Below are 19,327 nucleotides of genomic sequence, written 5' to 3' on the forward strand. Positions count from 1 at the left end.
ACGAAAATTCGGCCCGTCGGCACGGGCCATGGGAGGATTGCATGAAAGAACGCATCGGCTTCATCGGCCTGGGCAGCATGGGCGCCGGCATGGCCGACAATCTGTTGCGCAAGGCCTGGCCGCTGATGGTCCATGTCCACCGCAGCCGCACCGCCGCAGACCGGCTGATCGCCGCCGGCGCCAGCGAGGCGGCAAGCCCGCGCGCGCTCGCCACCGCGAGCGACATCGTCATCCTGTGCGTCACCGGTTCGCGCGAGGTCGAGGCACTGGTCAAGGGCCCGGACGGACTGGCCTCGGCCAAGACGCCGCTGCTGATCATCGACTGCTCGACCTCCAACCCGTCATCGACGACAGCGCTTGCCGCCGACCTCGCGGAGCAGGGCATGACGCTGATCGACGCGCCGCTGGCGCGCACGCCCAAGGAAGCCACCGAGGGCAAGCTCGACGTCATGGTCGGCGGTACGGCCGAGATCGTCGCCCGAGCGCGGCCGGTGCTCGAAGCCTTCGCCGCGCGTGTCGTCCACACCGGCCCGACCGGCAGCGGCCACACCATGAAGCTGCTCAACAATTTCGTTTCGATGGGCTATTCCGCGATCTATTCGGAAGCGCTGAGCCTCGGCGCCAAGGCCGGGCTGACGCCGCAGGTCTTCAACAGTGTCATCTCCGGCAGCCGCATGGATTGCGGCTTCTACCAGGCCTTCTTCGACTTCGTCCTCAACCGCAACGAAAACGCCCAACGCTTCGCCATCGCCAATGCGCTGAAGGACATGACCTACCTCGCCTCCTTCGCCCAGGCCGCCGGCATCGCCAACCCGATCGGCGCCGCGGTGCGCAACGGCTTTGCCACTGCCGTCACGACAGGTCATGGCGAGAAGTTCGTGCCGGCGCTGTCGGATATTGTGGCGGGGTTGAACGGGGTGTCGCTGGTGGAGCCGGCGGGGTAAAACCTCGTACGGCGCTCCCCAAATCGGGCGCTTTCTGGCGGCAGCGGAGGTGATGCACAAGAGCATCGTCGGTCCGTTCCTAGCGTACCCGAGTGAGCACTACCGCGCTTCGTGAGGTCCACGAACCGCTGTTGAAAGCGATTGTGACAAGAAGGCTGAGTTCATCCAACGGAACGGGACAGGACCGGTGCAACTGCGTGAGAAGCCGTCGAGCTAACAAGCGCATTGCGCTAGCCCACAAACCACGTCAGCCCCAGAAGCAACATGCCGAACGCGACCACACAGTCGAGAATCCTCACCTGCCGAACACCGATTAGAGCCAGCCCGGTGCCAAGAAGCCCGCCGATCGTTCCCGTAAGTATCAACTGGGTCATGCTGCCTCCGACATTCGAACCGTAGCACAATGCCCGTAACATGCCCAGCGCAGCGCGGGAATCTCAGGTGTAGCTGCTACCTATTACCGAATTTTTTCCAGGCCGCGACCTCTGCGATAGCGATTCCTCGCCCTCATAGTGGGGAGAGGTGGCTCGGCGAAACCGAGACGGAGAGGAGGCCAGCGCTGACATGTGCTATGGGCGCGATTGGAGGGCGCGGGCCGAAACCGCTATCCCGAAACCTCCTTGCGGAGAAACCTTCCACAGTCATGAATTGCCCGCGCCCAGCACCGATCCCTCCATGTCAAACCGCAAGATCGGTCGAGCGCGACATGTCCGGAACCGCCTATCTGGTGTCGCCACGCAGGACGAGACGTTTGATGACGCCACTTGAAAACTACCAAGCCCGGATGCAGAGGGTGCTGGACCACATAGACCAGCATCTGGACGACGATCTGGGCCTGGAGGCGCTAAGCGGCGTCGCGGCGTTCTCGAAATTCCATTTCCACCGGCAGTTCACATCAACCTTCGGGCTGTCCGTGCATCGCTATGTCCAGCTCGCCCGCCTGAAGCGCGCTTCTTACAGGCTTGCCGAGAGCGACGCCCAAAGCGTCACCGACATAGCGATGGATGCCGGTTACGACGCACCGGATGCCTTCGCCCGCGCCTTTCGGCAACGGTTCGGACAATCGCCTTCGTCGTTCCGGAAGTCCCCCGACTGGGGGGCGTGGCTCATGGCCTTCGGGCCGCTCGACAAAGCAAGGACCACGCTCATGCAGATAATCTTCGAACCCGCCGACGTCATGATCCGCGATGTGCCCCCGACGCCGGTGGCGATCATGGAGCATCGCGGCGACCGGGCGACGCTCCAGGACACCATCCAGCGCTTCATCGCCTGGCGCAAGGTCGCCGGCCTGTCGCCCGAGACAAGCCCGACCTTCAACATCTTCCGTTCCGAAAGGGAGCCGGCGAACCCGGCCGATTACAGCATGGACATTTGTGCCGGAACCGACCTGCCGGTAGAAGGCGGGCCGATCGAGGACGCGCAGATGAAGGCCGGCGTGATCCCCGGCGGACGCTGCGCGGTGCTGCGCTATCCCGGCAACACCAACAATCTCGAGCCCGCAGCGCTCTACCTCTACCGCGAATGGCTTCCGGCCAGCGGCGAGGAGGCGCGCGACTTTCCGATCTATTGCCAGCGACACTTTTCGTCGAACGGACCGGTGCGCGAGGTGGTGCTTGAGCTGTTTTTGCCGCTGAAATAGCGCGGTGGGTGGCGGCCTATCTCCGGCCCTGAGCTGGTTGAGCCGACGACCGAGTGAAATCTGATATGGCGCTCCCCCACTCCGTCTCGGCTTCGCCGAGCCACCTCTACCCCCACATTCGTGGGGGAGAGGAAACCCAAGCTTTGAAGGGCTGCGATGTCGGAGATTGGCATTTCCTCATCCCCCATGAAATGGGGGGTCCGAAGGACGGGCGAGACCCGTGGCTCGCCCCGGCAAGGTGGCTCGGCGAAGCCGAGACGGAGTGGGGGTCAGCGCCGCCATAGGCGATTGGCCCAGCGCGCGGATAAGGCAAGGCTATCCCTAAGCCTGCCCGCGCACAGCCTTCCGCAACCGCGAATGCCGTACCGGAGACGCCGCCTCGGGCCCCGGCGCTATCTCCGCAGCTTCCCCCTCATGCAACCCCACCCGCAGCGCCGCGCCCGCCAGATGGTCGCGCATCGCCGCTTGCGCTCCTTCGGCGTCGCCGGCACGGATCGCTCTCAGGATGCGCTCATGTTCGCCGAGCGTGATGCGGGCCATGTCGTCCGACTTTTGCTGGTTGCCGGCGGCGAGAATGCTTTCGCGCACCCGCTCGGACACGAAGACCAGGAATTGGCCCATGTAGGAATTGCGCGTCGCCTCGGCGACGGTGCGGTGGAATTCGAGGTCGCTGCGCAGCCAGGCGACGCTGCCATAGGGGGCGGCGCGCATGCCGGACAGCGCATCGCCCATGGCTTTGAGATCGGCGTCGCTGCGCCGTTTTGCGGCAAGGGCCGCCGCCTGCACTTCGAGGATGCCACGCAGTTCGAACAGATTGCGAAACGAGTCGGCGCGCTGCAGCGTCTCGTGGTCGATGGTCAGCACCGTCGGGTTGTTGCTCTCGACCACGAAGGCGCCGCGCCCCTGCTGCGACCAGATTCGGCCTTCCGAGCGCAGCCGCGCGATCGCCTCGCGCACCACGTTGCGGCTGACCCCGAAAGTGGTTGCCAGCGCCGCCTCGGTCGGCAGCTGGTCACCCGGCTTCAGCCGGCCTTGCGCGATCTCGCGCGAGATGGAACTGGCCACCAGAGTGGAGAGGTGTGGGCCGCGATTGACCTTGTCGAGTTTCAGCGTCATCGCTCACCTATAGTCGACGGCGGGTGCGGACGCCAGAATGCGGCCGTTGCTGAGAATGTGGCGCGGGTCGAATGCGTCCTTGATGCCGGCGGCGAGGTCGAGCGTCACCGGATCGATGCGTTCGAGGAACGCCTTCTGCTTGACCCGGCCGATGCCGTGCTCGGCGCTGATAGAGCCGCCATAGCGATCGACGACGGTGAAGATCTCGGCTTCCGCCTGCTCGAACAGATGTTCCATCGCCTCGGTGCCCATGCCTTCCGGCGGCACGACGTTGAGGTGGATGTTGCCGTCGCCGACATGGCCGTAGGTGACGGCCAGCGCGTCGGGCCGGGCTTTCTCCAAGGCGGCCAGCGCATCGGTGACGAAATCGGCAAGCCGCGAGATCGGCACCGAGACATCGGTGCGCAAATAGCGGCCGCCCCTGCCCTGCCGCTCGACCATGATCTCGCGGTAGAGCCACAACCGCTCACCTTGAGCCCTGGTCGAAGCGATGACGCCGTCCTCGACGATGTCCTCGACGCTGCCGAGAAACCCCAGCAGCATATTGGAGAGGTCGATCAGCCCGCCCGACGACACCTCGATCAGCACATAGACGGGATAGGGCTGGCTGAGCGGATCGGGAAAATCCTGGCCTTCGCGCATGGTGATCTCGATGCCGCCGCGCAGGATCAGTTCGAAGGCGGTGAGCAAATCGCTGCAATCGCGCCGGGCGCGGGCATAGAGTGCCATCGCATCCTCGACCGAGCGCAAGCCGACAAGTGCTGTTTCGATCTGCGTCGGCTTGGGAAACAGCTTCAGCGCCGCCGCGGTGACGATGCCCAGCGTGCCCTCCGAGCCGATGAAGATCTGCTTCAGATCATAGCCGCGATTGTCCTTGCGCAGCACTTTCAGCCCGTTCCAGATGCGGCCGTCGGCCAGCACCACTTCGAGGCCAAGCACCAGGTCCCGCGTCATCCCGTAGCGCAGCACGTTGAAGCCGCCGGCATTGGTGGCGACATTGCCGCCGATACGGCAGCTGCCCTGCGCGCCGAAGGTGATCGGCAGCAGGCAGTCGCTCGCTTCGGCGGCGCGCTTGGCGTCCTCGAGAATGCAGCCGGCCTCGACCACCATGGCAAAGTCGATCGGGCTGATCGAACGGATACGGTTCATGCGCTCCAGCGAGATGACGATCTCGCCGCCATCCGCCGCCACTGCGGCGCCGACGAGCCCGGTCAGGCCGCCTTGCGGCACGACCGGAATGCGCTCGGCATGGCAGAACCGCATCAGCGCCGACATTTCCTCCACCGAAGAGGGCCGCGCCACCGCCAGCGGCCGGCCGAAATGATCGCCCGACCAATCTCGGCTGTAGCGCGCCAGATCCACTTCCTCGGTCAGCAGCCCGCCATTCGGCAGCAAGCCGGCCAGGGCTGCGATCTGCGATGCGGAGGGTGGCGGCACGGCATTCATGGATTGGCTCTGGGCCCCTCGGCAAAACGGCTGGACAAATACCGGCGGTGTCGTGTTATCATACAACCCTGATTGAGAACATCAAGCGAGGCTTGCCGCCAAGCGTGCGATGTGGATGATCAGACCCGCAAATCACAGAATTCGGAGGACTTCCCCCAATGAGCGACGCCCCGGGCTTTCGCTATATGCACACCATGATCAGGGTGCTCGACCTCGACAAGTCGATCGCCTTCTACACCGAAGTGCTCGGCATGACCTTGCTGCGCCGCGACGACTATCCCGGCGGCAAGTTCACCAACGCCTTTGTCGGCTACGGCCCCGAGGACAAGGAAGCCGTCGTCGAGCTGACGCTGAACTGGGGCCGCGAGGAACCCTATGAGATCGGCACCGGCTTCGGCCACCTGGCGCTCGGCGTCAATGACATCTACGCGGTCTGCGCCGAACTGGAAAAGCGCGGCGCCAAGATCCCGCGCAAGCCCGGCCCGATGCAGCACGGCACCACCCACATCGCTTTCGTCGAAGACCCCGATGGCTACAAGATCGAGCTGATCGGCCTCGACACGATGTAATCCGATCGGGCCGGACCGCATCGGCCTCGCGCCGATGCGGTCCCGTCCTGTCCGCGCTTGCCTGGGAGGCGGGATCACTTGATGACCGCGATCTTGCTGCGGTCGATGGTAATGGCGACGGCGGCAATGAGCACCGCGCCGAACACCATGTTTTCCAGGAAAATATTGACGCCGACGAAGGTCATGCCGATGCGCACGATCGAGATGATCAGCGCGCCGACCGCCGTGCGGGCAACGCCGCCGAGCCCGCCGGTGATCGCCGTGCCGCCGACGATGACGGCGGCGATGGCCGGCAGCAGCAGCTGGTTGGCCAGCACCGGCGAACCGCTCGACAGCCTGGCTGCCAGCACGATGCCGGCGATGGCCGCGAGCATACCCGACGCGGCAAAGGCGATGATCTTGGTGCGGTCGACATTGATGCCCGCGGCCCACGCCGCCGGTTCGCCGGCGCCGACCGCGATCGCTTGCCGGCCGAAGCGTGTGTAGCGCAGCGCCAGAAAGGCGGCGATGCCGATGACCGCCGAAATCAGCACCACCACGGGAATGCCGGCGACAGTGGCGTTGATCCAGGCGGTGTTTTCCCGACCAGCCTCCTCGATGGTGATGGCGCGGCCATTGGAGACCCATAGCGCCAGGCCGGTGACCACGCCGCCGGTGGCGAGCGTCGCCACGAAGGACGGCACGCGTAGCTTGACGTGAACGACGCCGCTCAGGATGCCGAAGGCAAGCCCCGACAGGATCGCCACCGGAAAGGCGGCAAGGCCGAGCGAAGGCAGCAATTGCGCCAGGATGACGCTGGCCAGCGATGCCACCGCCTGGATCGACAAATCGATGCCGCCAAGCAGGATGGCGAAGGTGACGCCGGTCGCCAGGATGAACAGCACGGCAGTGTTGGCAAACAAAAGCGCCACGGTCTCGCCGGTCAGGAAGCCGGGCGCGGCGATCTCGATGATCAAAAGCAGGCCGACAAGCAGCACCAGCGGAATGGCGCCTTGCGTCCACTTGCCTTCGAAAACCCGCCTGATGGAGAACGCTTCATTCATCGGCTCACACCATTGCCCTGAGAAGATCGACCTGGTTCGGCTTGTTGCCCGGACTGGCATCGAAGCGCGCGGTGATTGCACCATCGCGCATCACCAGCACCTGGTGCGACAGGCCGATCGTTTCCTCCAGCGTGTCGGAAATCAAAAGAATCGCCACGCCTTGCGCGGAGAGATCGCGCACCAGCTCGTAGACCTCTTCCTTGGCGCCGACATCGAGCCCGCGTGTGGGATGGTCGAGCACCAGGATGCGCGAGCCCGCCGTCATCCAGCGCGCCAGCACCACCTTCTGCTGGTTGCCGCCGCTGAGCTTGCGGCAGGCGGCATCGGGGCCGGGCGCCTTGATGCGCAGCCGCTTGATCCAGTCGGCGGCAAGCCGGCGCTCCTTGCCATAATCGATGGCGCCATGGCGCATGACGCTGGAGAGATCGGCCAGCGAAATGTTCTCCGCGATCGACAGGAACATCACCAGCCCTTCGAGCCGGCGCTCGCGCGGGACATAGCCGATGCCCTTGCGCACCGCCGGTTCCGGCGAGGAGAAGCGCACGGCATCGCCGGCGATTTTCATCTCGCCGGCATCATGCTGGACGAAGCCGCCAACGGTGCGCGTCACCTCCTCGCGGCCGGAGCCGACGACGCCGGCAATGCCGACAATCTCGCCCGCCCGGATCGAGAGATCGACGCCGTGATAGAAACCGTTGGCGCCAAGGCCCTTGGCCTCGACCATCACGGTATGTCGCGGCGCCAGCTGGCGGGCCTCGCGATAATACTCGGCCTGCAGGCCGCGCCCGACCATGATCTCGTGCAGCTCAGGCGCGGTGACTTCGGCTGCACGATGTTCGGCAACGACGGCGCCATCCTTCATCGTGTAGACGCGGTCGGAGATATTGAGCACCTCGTCGAGGCGGTGCGAGACGAAGACGAAGCTGGCCCGGGATTTGAGCGAGCGCACCCGCGCGAACAGCACCTCGATGTCGGCGGCGTTGAGCACCGAGGTCGGCTCGTCGAGCAGGATGAGCAACTGCCGCTCGACCACTTCCTCCAGGGTCAGCGCCTTGGCGAGCTCGACCATCTGGCGCGCGGCGAAGGTGAGTTCGGAGGTGCGCGCGGTGACGTCGATGTCGATGCCGATCTTGGCCAGTTGCCGCCGCGCCGCCGCGTTCATGGCGCGCCAATTGACGATGCCGAAGCGGGTGAAGCGGTCCTCTTCGCCGAGATAGATGTTTTCGGCAACCGTCAGGTTCAGCACCAGCGACTGCTCCTGGAACACCATGCCGATGCCATGCCTGGCCGCATCACGGGCGTTGCGCATGCGCAGCTGTTCGCCATCCAGCGTGAGCGAGCCGCCATCCGGCCGGTAGCCGCCGGCCAGCACCCGCATCAGCGTCGACTTGCCGGCGCCGTTCTCGCCGATCAGCCCGACAACTTCATTGGGCCGCACCTCGATGGAGACGTCGCGCAGCGCCTGGACGCCGGGGAAATTCTTGATGATGTTGGACGCCTGCAGCATGGCGTTCACTTGACGATTTTCAGGCGGACACGGTCGAGCGACAGCGCCACCGCGGCGATGATCATCAGACCCTGCACCGTCTGCTGGATGTAGGGCGAGATGCCGAGCAGGATCATGCCATTGGCAAGCACGGTGACGATCAGCACACCGATCAGCGTGTTGACCACACCGCCCTCGCCGCCGGTCAAAGCGGTGCCGCCGACGACCACTGCGGTAACCGCGGCAAACAGCCTGCCGTCGCCGATGACGGCATGCGACTGGCCGAGCTGTGCCGCGGCCAGCACACCGGCAATGCCGAAGAAGAACCCGGCCAGCGCAAAGGCGATGATGCGCACGCGCACGACATTGACGCCGGAGAGCTTGGCGACATCCTCATCACCGCCGATCGCCAATATGTGGCGGCCGAGCTTGGTGTGGTACTGGATGACGGTGGCGAGCAGGAAGGCGCCGAACGCGACCCAGACCGCCACCGGCAGGCCGAGGAAACGGTGCAAGGCCAGGTCGCGGATCGAGGCGTCGTTCAGCTTGATGGCCGTGCCGCCCAGCATATAGACCGACAGGCCGAGGCCGATGAACCACATGCCGAGCGTGCCCATGAAGGACGGGATGCGCAGCATGGTCTGGACGAGACCGCTGACGAAGCCCATGGCGGTGCCGGCGGCGATGGCAGCGAGCACCGCCCACCAGCCATAGTCGTTGCCGTTGCCGTCATTGGCGGCGAGCAGCACAAGCACCATCGCCGCCACCGAAAGCGTGCCTTCGACTGCGAGGTCGATGCTGCCCATCAGGATGATGAAGGTCAGCCCCATGGCCAGCGTCAGCGGCACGGCGGCGGAATTCGCAAGCCGCACCAGATTGCGCAGCTCGATGAAATTGGGGTTGGCAATGGCGATGAGTACGCAGAGTACAATCAGCACCGCCAGCGGCGCCAGGCTGCGCCAGCGCCTGCCGCCCAGGAATGTCGCGATGCGGCCGGGGAACGGTGTCATGGGCGTCGTCCGCTCGATGTCCGAAACGGACTTCAGGGGTTCTGTATGGATTGTCAAGAAACCGCTTCCCGTCTGCTGGTGACAGCCGTCGCGACAAGGGGATCGCGACGGCTGCGGGAGGAAGCGGGCCGCCAGGGAGTTGCAGCCCACTCCGATGGATCAGGTGCGGATTGCTCCGGTGACCCGGCCCCACAGATCGTTCCAGTCGATCTCGGGCTTCGCATCGACATTGGTCTTGTAATATTCCTCGACATTGTCGTGCGAGATCAGCACCGCCTTGCCGTAGAACTCGCGGTGCTCCGGGGGCTCCTTGGTCGGGTCGAACTTGCCGATCTTGGCGTTGTAGCCGATGGCCAGACCCATGCCGCCCTGCCAGAACGGATCCGAAGTGACGGTGCAGGCGAACTCGCCGGTGCGCACCGCATCGACCGCCGTCTTGATGCCGTCGACGCCGACGATCGGCACCTTGCCGGCGAGATTTTCGGCACGCAGCGCTTCCAGTGCACCGGAGCCCATATCGTCATTGGCGGCCCAGATGCCCTTGATGTCGTCGCCGAAGCGGGTGAGCAGATTGCCCATCAGGTCGAAGGCTTCGGTCGACTTCCAGTTGGCGACCTGGAAGTCGAGCAGCTTGATGTCCGGGTTGGCGGCGAGCGCCGCATCGAGGCCCTTCTTGCGTTCGATCGCCGCCGTGGTCGAGATCAGGCCGCCGAGTGCGACGATGCCGCCCTTGCCGCCAATGGTCTTGAACAGGATCTCGGCGATGGTCTTGCCGCTGTCGATGCCGTCGAACTCGATATGCGAGACATAGTTCGGGTTGAAATCCTTCGGGTGCAGATCCCCAGGCTTGTTCCACTGCGTCACCACATAGGCGCCGGCCTTGGCGCAGGCCTCGACGATCGGGCGCGCATCGGGCGTGTCGTTGGGATCGGAATTCAGCACCATGTTGCCGCCGGTCTTGGCCAGCATCGCCTTGATGTCGGCAATGCCCTTCTCGCTGTTGCCTTCCGAAACCAGCGTGACGTGTTCCAGCCCGGCCCATTTGGCATACGCTTCCGCGCCGGTCTTCCACACCGCGTGATAGGGGTTGGACAGCGAGCGGATCGACGTCACCAGCGTCGGCTTGTCCTGCGCGCGCAGCACGCTCGGCATGGCGAGTGCCGCCACGCCGGCGGTGGCGCCCATCATCAGCGTGCGCCGGTTGACCGCAAAATTCTTCGTGTCGTTCATACCTCGAATCCTCCCGATTGAATTCTGTTCCGCCCGGCATCTTGCGCGGGGAGCGCGGCCGGGACCTCCTGATGAGGGTCGTCAAGCTCCTCCACTTGTACGACAACCCTTCAACACGATAACCATACCCTTTCTCTTGACGTGGCACAAGCGACTTGAGATCGTCGCGCGCAAGAGGAAGGGGCGGTGATTTTCATCGCCCGCCGGAGCATGATCCCTAGAAGTGGGAACCGGTTTTCTCGGACAAATCGGGAAACCGTTTTGTCCGGAGATCATGCTCCAACAAAGAGAACCCGGGAGTGGAAATGACGGATTACATCATTGTCGGCGGCGGTTCGGCTGGCTGCATTCTGGCCGCCCGGCTGAGCGAGGACCCGGACGTGTCCGTCGTGCTGCTCGAGGCCGGTCCGCCCGACACCGACCGCTACATCCATTTGCCGGTCGGCTTCTTCAAGATGACGTCGGGGCCGCTGATCTGGGGTTATGACACCGCGCCCGGCAAGGAGATCGATGGCCGCACCATGGTCTATCCGCAGGCCCGCGTGCTGGGCGGCGGCTCCTCGATCAACGCCCAGGTGTTCACCCGCGGCTGCCCTGAGGATTATGACGGCTGGGCGACTGAGAATGGCTGTGCCGGCTGGAGCTATGCCGACGTGCTGCCCTACTTCGTCCGCTCCGAGGGCAACGACACTTTTGCCGATGCGCAGCACGGCACTGACGGCCCGCTCGGCGTCTCCAGCGGCGCGCCGCATCCGCTGACCCGCATCTTCGTCAAGGCGGCGCAGCAGGCGGGCCTTCCTTTCCGCGCCGACTTCAACGCCGGTGAGCAGGCGGGCGCCGGCTTCTACCAGACGACGACGCGTCGGGGGAAACGCTCGAGCACGGCGGTCGCCTATCTGAAGCCGGCGCTCGGCCGCAAGAATCTGACGCTACGCACCGACGCCTCCGTCAGCCGCATCGTGGTCGAGAACGGCCGCGCCATCGGTGTCGAGATCATCGTCAATGGCCGCACCGAACTGCTCCGCGCCGAGCGCGAAGTCATCGTCGCCGCCGGCGCCATCGGCTCGCCGAAATTGCTGATGCTGTCCGGCATCGGCCCGGCCGTGCATCTCGGCCATCACGGCATCGAGGTGGTCCACGATTCCAAAAACGTCGGCCAGAATCTGCACGATCACATGGACGTCGATGTCGTCGCCGAGCTCAACGGACCGCATGGCATCGACCGTTACAAGAAGAAGCGCTGGCAGGCGGTTGCCGGTCTTGAATATGCGCTGTTCGGCAAGGGGCCGGTGGCCTCCAACATCGTCGAGGCCGGCGGCTTCTGGTGGGGCGACCGCGCGGAGAAGACGCCGGACATCCAGTTCCATTTCCTGCCCGGCGCCGGCGTCGAGGAAGGCATCGGCTCGGTTCCCGGCGGCAATGGCTGCACGCTGAACTCCTACCATGTGCGCCCGCGTTCGCGCGGCAGCGTCACGCTCAAGTCCGCGGACCTGCGCGATGCGCCCATCATCGACCCCAACGCGTTCGCCGAGCGCTATGATCTCGAACGCGCCATCGACGGCATCGAGATCAGCCGCGAAATCCTGTCGCAGCCAGCCTTCGCCAGATACATCAGCCGCGAGCATCTGCCCGGCAAGGCGATGCAGGGGCGCTCAGCACTCGAAGCCTTCGCCCGAGAACATGGCCGCAGCGCCTATCACCCAGTCGGCACCTGCCGGATGGGCGGCGATGCCGACAGCGTCGTCGACCCCGAGCTTCGCGTGCGCGGGCTGCAAGGCCTGCGTGTCTGCGACAGCTCGGTCATGCCAAGCATCGTGTCGTCGAACACCAACGCCGCCGTGGTCATGATTGCGGAGAAGGCTGCGGATCTGATTGCGGGGCGAACGCTGCCGGTGGCGTAAGCAGGACAATCGCATGTGGTGGCGCCACGCGATTGCCCTGCCTTGAGCACCTGTCGCTGAGCGCATAGCACTCGAACCGCACTAAAAACGACAGCCTCCCGCAGCGCCTTCAACCGACGCTTGCGCAACCCACCAACCGACAGGAAACCCCCGGTTGCGGGCTCGTTGCCGACGCCTGCGCGGGGATGTGAAAGCGCTTTTGCGCCAGTTCCGCGATCACACCATATGAACCGATCCAAGCTCTGCTAGCTTGTGGGCGTGGGACTTGTCCCGCTTTGGCCGGTGCTTCAGGCAACCCCATCCCAACCCCCCGCCCCCTGCGGTACCGGCCATCCCCCTCCCCCTTTTGGCAGGCTTCTCGACCTGCCATCCTCAGCCGTCCCTGCCAACTTCGAGGTCGACGACGAGGCCTGATGCGTGGCATGCAAATCAAGACCATCGGCAGCGTATCGAGGGATTTCACATCGGCTGTCTGGACGACGTCCTGGAGAGCGACAGATCGGGGTCGAGCCGCCTCAGCTCCCGGTTGATGGCCGCCAGGCGCTCCGGTTCGCCTTCCGTGTTGCAGACATTGAGAGTAACGACGCGTAAGCGCATAGGACTTTTCCTCAATGTTGAACGAAACCTCGACGCACGCGACGCGGATAGGTGCCACGATAGGATTCCGTGTCTGGTGACGTTCAGCGAACCACCGCCTCGATGCGTTCCACGCGGTGCGCGAAACGGCTTGGCCATCGGCGCGGTTCGGCTTGCCAAATGCCGCCATGCCGCCCATACACGGCTTGAACAACCGCCCCGAGGGTCCGCGCCCATTTTGCCAAAGGATACTCTCCGATGTCTGTGACGCCGTCCCCGTGGTCAAAACCGTGACGGCTTCCCTCGCAAGCCTGGGCTGGACGGATTTCTTCGGCGACCAGCTTGAAGCCGATGAGGCAAACCTAGTGCCGACGCGCATCGCCTCGGTGCACCGCGACCGCCTGGCCGGTCTGTCTCTGTCAGGGCCAGTGGATCTGACGCTGCCGGCCAATACCAACACCGGCGACTATGCCGTCGGCGACTGGGTGCTGGTCGAGCCGCATACGCATCTGCTGCGGCGCCGCCTGACCCGCAAGACGGTGCTGGAGCGCCGCACACAGGGAGGCAGGGTGCCGCAGCTGGCCGCGGCCAATGTCGACACGCTGTTCATCGTGACGTCCTGCAATGCCGATTTCAACATCGCCCGGCTCGAGCGCTATCTCGCGCTGGCCAACGAGGCCGGAACGACGCCGGTGATCCTGCTGACCAAGGCCGACACCGCTGACGATGCCGAGGCTTACCAACGCCAGGCCGCCGCCCTGCAGCGTGGACTGGCCGTGGTGATGCTGAACCCGCGCGTCGCCGATGCCGCAGCGGCGCTTGCTCCCTGGTGTGGCGCAGGGCAGACGGTGGCGCTGGTCGGCTCCTCCGGCGTCGGCAAATCGACGCTGGTCAACACGCTGGCCGGATCGGCGCAGCAATCGCCGCAACAGACTGCGGGCATTCGCGAGCACGATGCCAAGGGTCGCCACACTACCACAGCCAGATCGCTGCACGCCATTGCCGGCGGCGGCTGGGTGATCGACACGCCGGGCATGCGCACGCTGCATGTCAGCGACGTCGCCTCCGGCATCGACACGCTGTTTGCCGAAATCACCGAGCTCGCACCGCTGTGCAAGTTCCGCGACTGCACCCATGTCCACGAACCGGGCTGCGCGGTGCAGGCTGCGTTGAAGGCGGGTACGCTCGACCCCGAGCGCCTTGCCCGCTGGCGCAAGCTGTCGGAGGAAAACCAGGGCAACACGCCGGTTCAGAGCGGGCCACGCGGCAACAAATCGCCTGCCGGGCGCCCGAAGCGGCGTTGAGAGGATAGGAATTGCGGAACGAGACGTCGGAGGCCCGGCATGTGCCGGGCCTCCCTTTTTTCACTCTCCGCGCATCGTTGCCTGGAAGGTCGGCAGGTGCTTCTGCTGCGCCTCCAGCATACGCTCGCGGTAGACGCCATAGATGACGTCGGTGTCGTGCAACGTCACGCCGGCAATGGTCGGCGAGGCGAAGACCGGCAGTTCGATGCCCCGCTTGGCGAGCTGCTCGGCGGTGCGCGCGATCAGCTCATGCGCCAGGATCATGGCAAGCACCGTCGATGAGCCCGACACCGGCCGGCTCCAGCCCTCGACCGGCACGATGGCGTCCTCGATCGGCGAACAGGTGTCGATGACGAGGTCGGCGGCATCGGCCAGCCGCTTGCCGGAGGAGTGCGTCGCCGGCTTGTCCAGATTGTTCTTGCTGGTGACCGCGACGACGAAGATGCCGCGCTTCCTGGCGTAGAGCGCGGTGTCGATGCCCGACGAGTTGCGGCCGCTATGGCCGAAGATGATGATCGAATCGCCCTTGTTGAGCGGCTGGTGGTCGAGGAATTTTTCGGCGTATCTTTCCGTACGCTCCAGCCACAAAAGCTCGCGCACGCCGCCGGCGCCGAGCACATTGTGCCACATCACGCGCGGGTCGGTCAGGGGGTTGAAGCCGACATAGCTGCCATAGCGCGGAAACACTTCCTGCACCGGCAGCACCGAATGGCCGGAGCCATAGAGATGCACCAGCCCGCCGCCCTCGAGCGAGTCGGCAAAGCGGCTGGCGGCCTGGCCAAAGGCCTCTTCATTGGCTTTCGCAGCCTGGTCGATGAGGGCGGCGAGACGGTGGATGTAGAGATCGGACACGTGGGTACTCCTGTTTGATGTGTCGGTCTGGAATGGATCAGCTTCTCGGATTCAGCGGCACGCGTCCGGCGCGCAGCGTCGAGCGGATTTCGTAGCGGTCGCCGCGCATGATCGAGACGGTGAACTCGAACGGGCCGCGCTCGTCGGTGGTGATGCGTTCGACGACGAAGGCCGGGCTGCCGACCGCAAGGTCGAGCAGTTCGGCATCCGCCGCGCCGACCGCGCCGACCCGGTAGTTCTCCCGCGCGGCCACCGGCACGATCCCGTAATGGCGCTCCAGCGCCTCGTAGAGCGAGCCCTGCAGCAGGCCGGCATCGAGGAAGCCCGGCACGCGCACCGCCGACAGCTGCGCCGTCTGGATGCCGATCGGCTCGTTGTTGCCGAGCCGCAGCCTGCGAATGCGCACCACCGGATCGCCCTCCTCGATCTCCAGCGCGCCGGCAGCCGCCGCATTGGCGGTGGTCAGGCTGCAGTCGAGCAGGCGCGAGCCCGCGACCACGCCCATATTGCCCATCTCCTGGGTAAAGCTGGTCAGCTCACGCGTGCCGGCGACCAGCGTGGTCGAGCGCACGAACGTGCCGCGGCCATGTTCGCGCCTGAGCAGCCCGGCCTCCTCGAGATTGCGCAGCGCGTGGCGCAGCGTGATACGGCTGACGCCGAACAGGGCGCACAGCCTGTCCTCCGCCGGGATCTGGTCGCCCGTTGCCCATTCGCCGCTCTTGACGATGGCGCGGATCGCCTCTTCGACCTGATACCAGAGCGGCTCCGGCCGTCTGCGGTCCGGCTGCTGAAAGCTTGCTTCGCTCATCGCACATGCCTCCACCCTTGCCCAACGGCGCCGGCCAGCGCCGCGCCGACGAGGCCGGCGCGGGGACCGAATTTTCCGGGCTTGACGTCGATGCCGCGCAGATGCGGCGGCAGTTGGCGTCGCAGCGCTGCAAGCAGCGGCGGCCGGATCACATCCAGCGCCTCCGCCAAACCACCCGAAATCAGAACCGCTTGCGGATCGAGCAGCGCGACAGCGCCTGCAAGCGCGGTGCCGAGCTGTCGCGCCGGCAGTTCAAGCAAGGTGAGTGCGGCCAGTTCGCCGGCCTGGGCAGCGGCGATCAGCTGGCGGCCGTCGGCAAGGCCGATCTGTCCGGCTAGGGCATCAAGCGCCCGGCCCGACGCGACGCGCTCCAGCCAGCCGCTGCGCTCCTCGCCATGATCTTTGACGTCGGCGCAGGCCCAGCCGAACGAGCAGGCGCCGCCATGCGCGCCCGCAACGATGCGGCCATTGGCCAGCACCGCCGAACCGATGCCGGTGCCGATGGCGAGCAGGATCGCATCCGACATGTTTTTCGCACTGCCTTCGACAGCCTCCGCCAGCAGCGCAATCTGTGCGTCATTGCCGATCGCTACGCGCAGTTTGGGAAACAGCGTCTGGATGTCGACGCCGTCGAGGAACGGCAGGTTGGGGATCCAGCGGCAGATTGAGCCCTCGACCAGACCCGGCACCGCGATGCCAAGTGCTGAAACCGGCCCGGCCTCAGCGCACAGCGCGTCGATGCGCGCAATGAAGGCATCAAGGGTTGCCGGCGCCGGCTCGCTGCCCAGCGCCTCCAACCCACCGACATCGCCCGTAGATACGGCAGCGCGCAGATTGGTGGCGCCGAGATCGATGGCGAGTACCCGCCTCATCGACCCGACCCTTTGCCGAAGGGGAGCGAGAACAGGCCGCTGCCGGCATTCCACGAATGCGACGCCGCCGCGAAGGCCTGCGCATGGCGCGTGCCGCGCAGGCAGCCGCGCAGCCGGTAGAGCGAACTGTAATAGTCGACATAGGGGAAGCTGCTCAGGCCGCGCGCCAGTTCATACTCCATGACCGCGTCGCGCCAGGCCTCGAACCCGTCGCTGACATCGACGAGATGCTCGGGCCGGAAGCCGTCATCGTCCTCCCAGTTCTCGCCGAACAGCAGCAGTTGCGGCGTGTGCGCCGGATGGTCGCTGGCAACGGTCGGCAGTCCGGCGAAGAAGATACCGGTCTTCGTCAAATGCGCGGCGGCGCGATGGTCCTTGTGCCAGCTGCCATGCCAATGGGTGATGACGATCTCGGGTTTCAGCTCGCGAATGATGTCGCCCACTTCGAGCGCCGTCTGATCGTCTGTGGGCAGGAAGCCGTCGCGCAGGCCAAAGCCACGCATGGTGACGCCGAGCCGCTCCGCCGCGCTGCCCGCTTCCTCTTCCTTCTGCACGCAATAATGCGCGGGAACCAGGTACGGATGGCCCTGCTCACCCATGGTCAGATGCAGGAAGGTCACCGTGGCGCCGCGCTTGACGGCAGCGGCCGCCAGCGGCCCGGCCATCACCTCGGCATCGAAGGCGTGCGCGCCGACCACCAGGATGGATTTCGCCGCATAAATTCTGTCTTCGATCATTTCATGCCTCCTCCGGTGCCCACGCCTTCGCGAATCTGGCGCGCCAGCAGACAATACATGATCAGGATGGGCGCCATGGAGATCGCCAGCGAGGCGAACACCAGGCCCCAGTCGGTGCGGAACTGGCCGACGAAGACGCTGATCGCCAGCGGCACCGTCTTGTAGCGGTCGTCGAAGATGAAGATCAGCGGGAAGAAGAAATCGTTCCACACCGCGATCGCGGTGAAGATGGCCACGATCGACACCGCCGGCTTGACCATCGGCAGGATGATCTGGAACAGGATGCGGACCTCGCCGGCGCCGTCCATGCGCGCCGCCTCGTCCAACTCGGAGGGCAAGACGCGCATGAAATTGGCGAAGATGAACACGGCGAAGGGAATGCGGATCGCCGAATAGACCAGGATCAGCCCGGTCAGCGAATCCAGCAGGCCGAGATTGCGCATCAGCGTGAACAGTTCGACCGAGGCCAACCGGATCGGCAGCATGATGCCGGACAGGAACAGGCCGAGCATGATGGCATTCCAGCCAAGCTTGTAGCGGCTGAGCGGATAGGCGGCCATCGCCGAGACGACGATGGTGAGGATGACGGCGCCGCCCGTGACGATCAGGCTGTTGATGAAATTCTGGCCGAGATCGGCGCGCGTCCAGGCGTTGATGAAATTGTCGAAGGCAAAGCTTTGCGGCAGGCCGAGCCTGTTGTCGTAGATCTCGGCCGTGGTCTTGAAACAGGAGACGATGAGGATGTAGAGCGGCAACAGCACGGCCGCCGTCCAAACGACCAGCACCGTCCAGCCGGGCAGCCGCGCAAGCTGCCGAGAGATGGCCGGTCTTTGCGCAATCGCCAGCGCGCTCATAGCTGCACCGTGCGGCGGTCGAAGAAGCGCAGCATCATGAGCGTGCCGATGCTGAGGATCAAAAACAGCACGGTGCCGAGCGCCAAAGCCAGACCAATATCGGTGATGCCGACAGCACCTTCCGCGCCGAAGGCCAGCCGGTAGAAGTACGTCACCAGCGTGTCGGTCGAATAGCTCGGATTGCCCTGCACGCCCTGCATGACATAGACGATGTCGAACTGGTTGAAGGTGTTGATGAACGACAGCGTCGTCAGCGTGCCCAGCGCCGGCATCAGCAGCGGCAGCGCGATCGAGAACAGCATGCGCGCATTGCCGGCGCCGTCAAGTTTTGCCGCCTCGAAAATCTGGCCGGAAATCTGCCGCAGACCTGCCGTGTAGATCAGCACCGGCAGGCCCATCCAGTTCCAGGCATCGACGGCGATCAGCATGGCGAGCGCGGTGTGGCTGTTGCCGAGCACAGTCAGGCTGCCCTGGTGCAGGCCGAGCCCGTTCAGCGCCCATTCGACGACGCCGCCCGGTGCCAAAAGCAACCGCCACAGCGCGCCGACGATGACCGGGCTCAGCACGGCCGGAAAGAAGAACACCGACTGGAAGAAGGCCGCACCCTTGTCGCGCAGGAACAGCAGCCAGGCGAACAACAGGCCGAGGCCATTTTGGAAGACCATGATGCCGAAGAACCAGGCGGTGTTGTGCCACAGCGCGCCGTAGATCCGCGCGCCGCTGGGGAAAACGAACAGCCTTGAGAAATTCGACGGGCCGGCGAACTCGACCATGCGCAGCCCCTTCCAGACGAAGAAGCTGCCCCACAGCGACATCCCCAGGGGATAGAGGACGAACAGCGCATAGACCGCCAGCGCCGGCAGGATGAACAGCACGGCCATGCGCTGCTGCGTGCGGCGAAGGCTGCTGGTGCGGCGAAGGGTGCTCATGCGCTTTTCTG

The 19,327-nt window shown here is 65.2% G+C and carries 19 protein-coding genes; 5 read left to right on the forward strand and 14 right to left on the reverse strand.

Going from position 1 to position 19,327, the window contains the following annotated elements; genetic code table 11:
* The first annotated feature begins 41 nt into the window (after positions 1–41).
* Positions 42–944, forward strand: coding sequence for an NAD(P)-dependent oxidoreductase (locus tag NKJ18_RS03420; protein WP_502906147.1), 903 nt, complete (start codon positions 42–44; stop codon positions 942–944).
* 230 nt (positions 945–1,174) lie between these two features.
* Here NKJ18_RS03420 and NKJ18_RS03425 read toward each other — a convergent pair whose 3' ends face one another.
* Positions 1,175–1,318, reverse strand: coding sequence for a hypothetical protein (locus tag NKJ18_RS03425; RefSeq protein ID WP_023756462.1), 144 nt, complete (start codon positions 1,316–1,318; stop codon positions 1,175–1,177).
* A 380-nt stretch (positions 1,319–1,698) separates the two neighbouring features.
* On the opposite strand from NKJ18_RS03425, the gene NKJ18_RS03430 reads away from it, so the two are divergent.
* Positions 1,699–2,583 carry an AraC family transcriptional regulator gene (locus NKJ18_RS03430; protein ID WP_502906148.1) on the forward strand — a complete coding sequence of 295 codons (885 nt, stop codon included), beginning with the start codon at positions 1,699–1,701 and terminating at the stop codon, positions 2,581–2,583.
* 321 nt (positions 2,584–2,904) lie between these two features.
* Here the strand turns inward: NKJ18_RS03430 and NKJ18_RS03435 are convergent, their stop codons facing one another.
* The gene (locus NKJ18_RS03435; RefSeq protein WP_023671079.1) at positions 2,905–3,699 is read right to left on the reverse strand and encodes a FadR/GntR family transcriptional regulator; all 795 of its coding nucleotides are present in this window, start codon (positions 3,697–3,699) and stop codon (positions 2,905–2,907) included.
* A gap of 3 nt (positions 3,700–3,702) precedes the next feature.
* Positions 3,703–5,145, reverse strand: a complete 1,443-nt coding sequence (locus NKJ18_RS03440; RefSeq protein WP_023728490.1) for an FAD-binding oxidoreductase — start codon at positions 5,143–5,145, stop codon at positions 3,703–3,705.
* Positions 5,146–5,303: 158 nt separating this feature from the next.
* Between NKJ18_RS03440 and gloA the strand changes: the two genes are divergently transcribed.
* Positions 5,304–5,714: a lactoylglutathione lyase gene (gene gloA, locus NKJ18_RS03445; RefSeq protein WP_019856614.1), complete on the forward strand. Its 411-nt coding sequence runs from the start codon at positions 5,304–5,306 to the stop codon at positions 5,712–5,714.
* Positions 5,715–5,788: 74 nt separating this feature from the next.
* On the opposite strand, the gene NKJ18_RS03450 is transcribed toward gloA, so the two are convergent.
* From NKJ18_RS03450 to NKJ18_RS03465, 4 genes are all read right to left on the reverse strand, one after another.
* Positions 5,789–6,757, reverse strand: a complete 969-nt coding sequence (locus NKJ18_RS03450; protein WP_352757806.1) for an ABC transporter permease — start codon at positions 6,755–6,757, stop codon at positions 5,789–5,791.
* A 4-nt stretch (positions 6,758–6,761) separates the two neighbouring features.
* On the reverse strand, positions 6,762–8,264 hold the full coding sequence (locus NKJ18_RS03455; RefSeq protein WP_352624983.1) for a sugar ABC transporter ATP-binding protein: 1,503 nt from the start codon (positions 8,262–8,264) through the stop codon (positions 6,762–6,764).
* 5 nt (positions 8,265–8,269) lie between these two features.
* A complete protein-coding gene (locus NKJ18_RS03460; RefSeq protein ID WP_352624783.1) occupies positions 8,270–9,310 on the reverse strand; it encodes an ABC transporter permease in 1,041 nt (346 codons plus the stop codon).
* 102 nt (positions 9,311–9,412) lie between these two features.
* On the reverse strand, positions 9,413–10,483 hold the full coding sequence (locus NKJ18_RS03465; protein ID WP_023683136.1) for a sugar ABC transporter substrate-binding protein: 1,071 nt from the start codon (positions 10,481–10,483) through the stop codon (positions 9,413–9,415).
* 305 nt (positions 10,484–10,788) lie between these two features.
* On the opposite strand from NKJ18_RS03465, the gene NKJ18_RS03470 reads away from it, so the two are divergent.
* Positions 10,789–12,384, forward strand: a complete 1,596-nt coding sequence (locus NKJ18_RS03470) for a GMC family oxidoreductase (protein ID WP_352624785.1) — start codon at positions 10,789–10,791, stop codon at positions 12,382–12,384.
* A 459-nt stretch (positions 12,385–12,843) separates the two neighbouring features.
* Here the strand turns inward: NKJ18_RS03470 and NKJ18_RS03475 are convergent, their stop codons facing one another.
* Positions 12,844–12,981, reverse strand: coding sequence for an endonuclease/exonuclease/phosphatase family protein (locus NKJ18_RS03475; protein WP_023691904.1), 138 nt, complete (start codon positions 12,979–12,981; stop codon positions 12,844–12,846).
* A 269-nt stretch (positions 12,982–13,250) separates the two neighbouring features.
* Between NKJ18_RS03475 and rsgA the strand changes: the two genes are divergently transcribed.
* Positions 13,251–14,264: a ribosome small subunit-dependent GTPase A gene (gene rsgA, locus NKJ18_RS03480; RefSeq protein WP_245260180.1), complete on the forward strand. Its 1,014-nt coding sequence runs from the start codon at positions 13,251–13,253 to the stop codon at positions 14,262–14,264.
* A 60-nt stretch (positions 14,265–14,324) separates the two neighbouring features.
* Here rsgA and NKJ18_RS03485 read toward each other — a convergent pair whose 3' ends face one another.
* The 6 genes from NKJ18_RS03485 to NKJ18_RS03510 are packed head-to-tail and all read right to left on the reverse strand — an operon-like array spanning position 14,325 to position 19,316.
* On the reverse strand, positions 14,325–15,116 hold the full coding sequence (locus NKJ18_RS03485) for a sugar isomerase domain-containing protein (protein WP_023686509.1): 792 nt from the start codon (positions 15,114–15,116) through the stop codon (positions 14,325–14,327).
* Between the two features lie 37 nt (positions 15,117–15,153).
* Entirely contained in the window at positions 15,154–15,924 is a 771-nt protein-coding gene (locus tag NKJ18_RS03490; RefSeq protein WP_023683130.1) for a GntR family transcriptional regulator, read from the reverse strand.
* The gene (locus NKJ18_RS03495; protein WP_352757807.1) at positions 15,921–16,796 is read right to left on the reverse strand and encodes an ROK family protein; all 876 of its coding nucleotides are present in this window, start codon (positions 16,794–16,796) and stop codon (positions 15,921–15,923) included. The genes NKJ18_RS03490 and NKJ18_RS03495 overlap by 4 nt, the downstream gene beginning before the upstream one ends.
* Positions 16,793–17,533: a PIG-L deacetylase family protein gene (locus NKJ18_RS03500; protein ID WP_031195993.1), complete on the reverse strand. Its 741-nt coding sequence runs from the start codon at positions 17,531–17,533 to the stop codon at positions 16,793–16,795. Before NKJ18_RS03500 ends, NKJ18_RS03495 begins: the two co-directional genes overlap by 4 nt.
* Entirely contained in the window at positions 17,530–18,387 is an 858-nt protein-coding gene (locus NKJ18_RS03505; RefSeq protein WP_352754378.1) for a carbohydrate ABC transporter permease, read from the reverse strand. Before NKJ18_RS03505 ends, NKJ18_RS03500 begins: the two co-directional genes overlap by 4 nt.
* Positions 18,384–19,316 (reverse strand): carbohydrate ABC transporter permease, encoded by a 933-nt coding sequence (locus NKJ18_RS03510; RefSeq protein WP_352463712.1) that lies wholly within the window; start codon positions 19,314–19,316, stop codon positions 18,384–18,386. The genes NKJ18_RS03505 and NKJ18_RS03510 overlap by 4 nt, the downstream gene beginning before the upstream one ends.
* Between the last annotated feature and the right edge of the window lie 11 nt (positions 19,317–19,327).

Source organism: Mesorhizobium sp. M0217 (assembly GCF_040321955.1).
Taxonomy (GTDB): Bacteria; Pseudomonadota; Alphaproteobacteria; order Rhizobiales; family Rhizobiaceae; genus Mesorhizobium.

Bases quoted from the DNA above. Each gene is read 5' to 3' on its own strand.
- NKJ18_RS03505 (WP_352754378.1), bottom strand. From the start codon at position 18,387: ATGAGCGCGCTGGCGATTGCGCAAAGACCGGCCATCTCTCGGCAGCTT.
- NKJ18_RS03490 (WP_023683130.1), bottom strand. From the start codon at position 15,924: ATGAGCGAAGCAAGCTTTCAGCAGCCGGACCGCAGACGGCCGGAGCCG.
- NKJ18_RS03465 (WP_023683136.1), bottom strand. From the start codon at position 10,483: ATGAACGACACGAAGAATTTTGCGGTCAACCGGCGCACGCTGATGATG.
- NKJ18_RS03470 (WP_352624785.1), top strand. From the start codon at position 10,789: ATGACGGATTACATCATTGTCGGCGGCGGTTCGGCTGGCTGCATTCTG.
- NKJ18_RS03430 (WP_502906148.1), top strand. From the start codon at position 1,699: ATGACGCCACTTGAAAACTACCAAGCCCGGATGCAGAGGGTGCTGGAC.
- NKJ18_RS03495 (WP_352757807.1), bottom strand. From the start codon at position 16,796: ATGAGGCGGGTACTCGCCATCGATCTCGGCGCCACCAATCTGCGCGCT.
- NKJ18_RS03420 (WP_502906147.1), top strand. From the start codon at position 42: ATGAAAGAACGCATCGGCTTCATCGGCCTGGGCAGCATGGGCGCCGGC.
- NKJ18_RS03455 (WP_352624983.1), bottom strand. From the start codon at position 8,264: ATGCTGCAGGCGTCCAACATCATCAAGAATTTCCCCGGCGTCCAGGCG.
- NKJ18_RS03500 (WP_031195993.1), bottom strand. From the start codon at position 17,533: ATGATCGAAGACAGAATTTATGCGGCGAAATCCATCCTGGTGGTCGGC.
- NKJ18_RS03475 (WP_023691904.1), bottom strand. From the start codon at position 12,981: ATGCGCTTACGCGTCGTTACTCTCAATGTCTGCAACACGGAAGGCGAA.
- NKJ18_RS03450 (WP_352757806.1), bottom strand. From the start codon at position 6,757: ATGAATGAAGCGTTCTCCATCAGGCGGGTTTTCGAAGGCAAGTGGACG.
- gloA (WP_019856614.1), top strand. From the start codon at position 5,304: ATGAGCGACGCCCCGGGCTTTCGCTATATGCACACCATGATCAGGGTG.
- NKJ18_RS03435 (WP_023671079.1), bottom strand. From the start codon at position 3,699: ATGACGCTGAAACTCGACAAGGTCAATCGCGGCCCACACCTCTCCACT.
- NKJ18_RS03425 (WP_023756462.1), bottom strand. From the start codon at position 1,318: ATGACCCAGTTGATACTTACGGGAACGATCGGCGGGCTTCTTGGCACC.
- NKJ18_RS03510 (WP_352463712.1), bottom strand. From the start codon at position 19,316: ATGAGCACCCTTCGCCGCACCAGCAGCCTTCGCCGCACGCAGCAGCGC.
- NKJ18_RS03440 (WP_023728490.1), bottom strand. From the start codon at position 5,145: ATGAATGCCGTGCCGCCACCCTCCGCATCGCAGATCGCAGCCCTGGCC.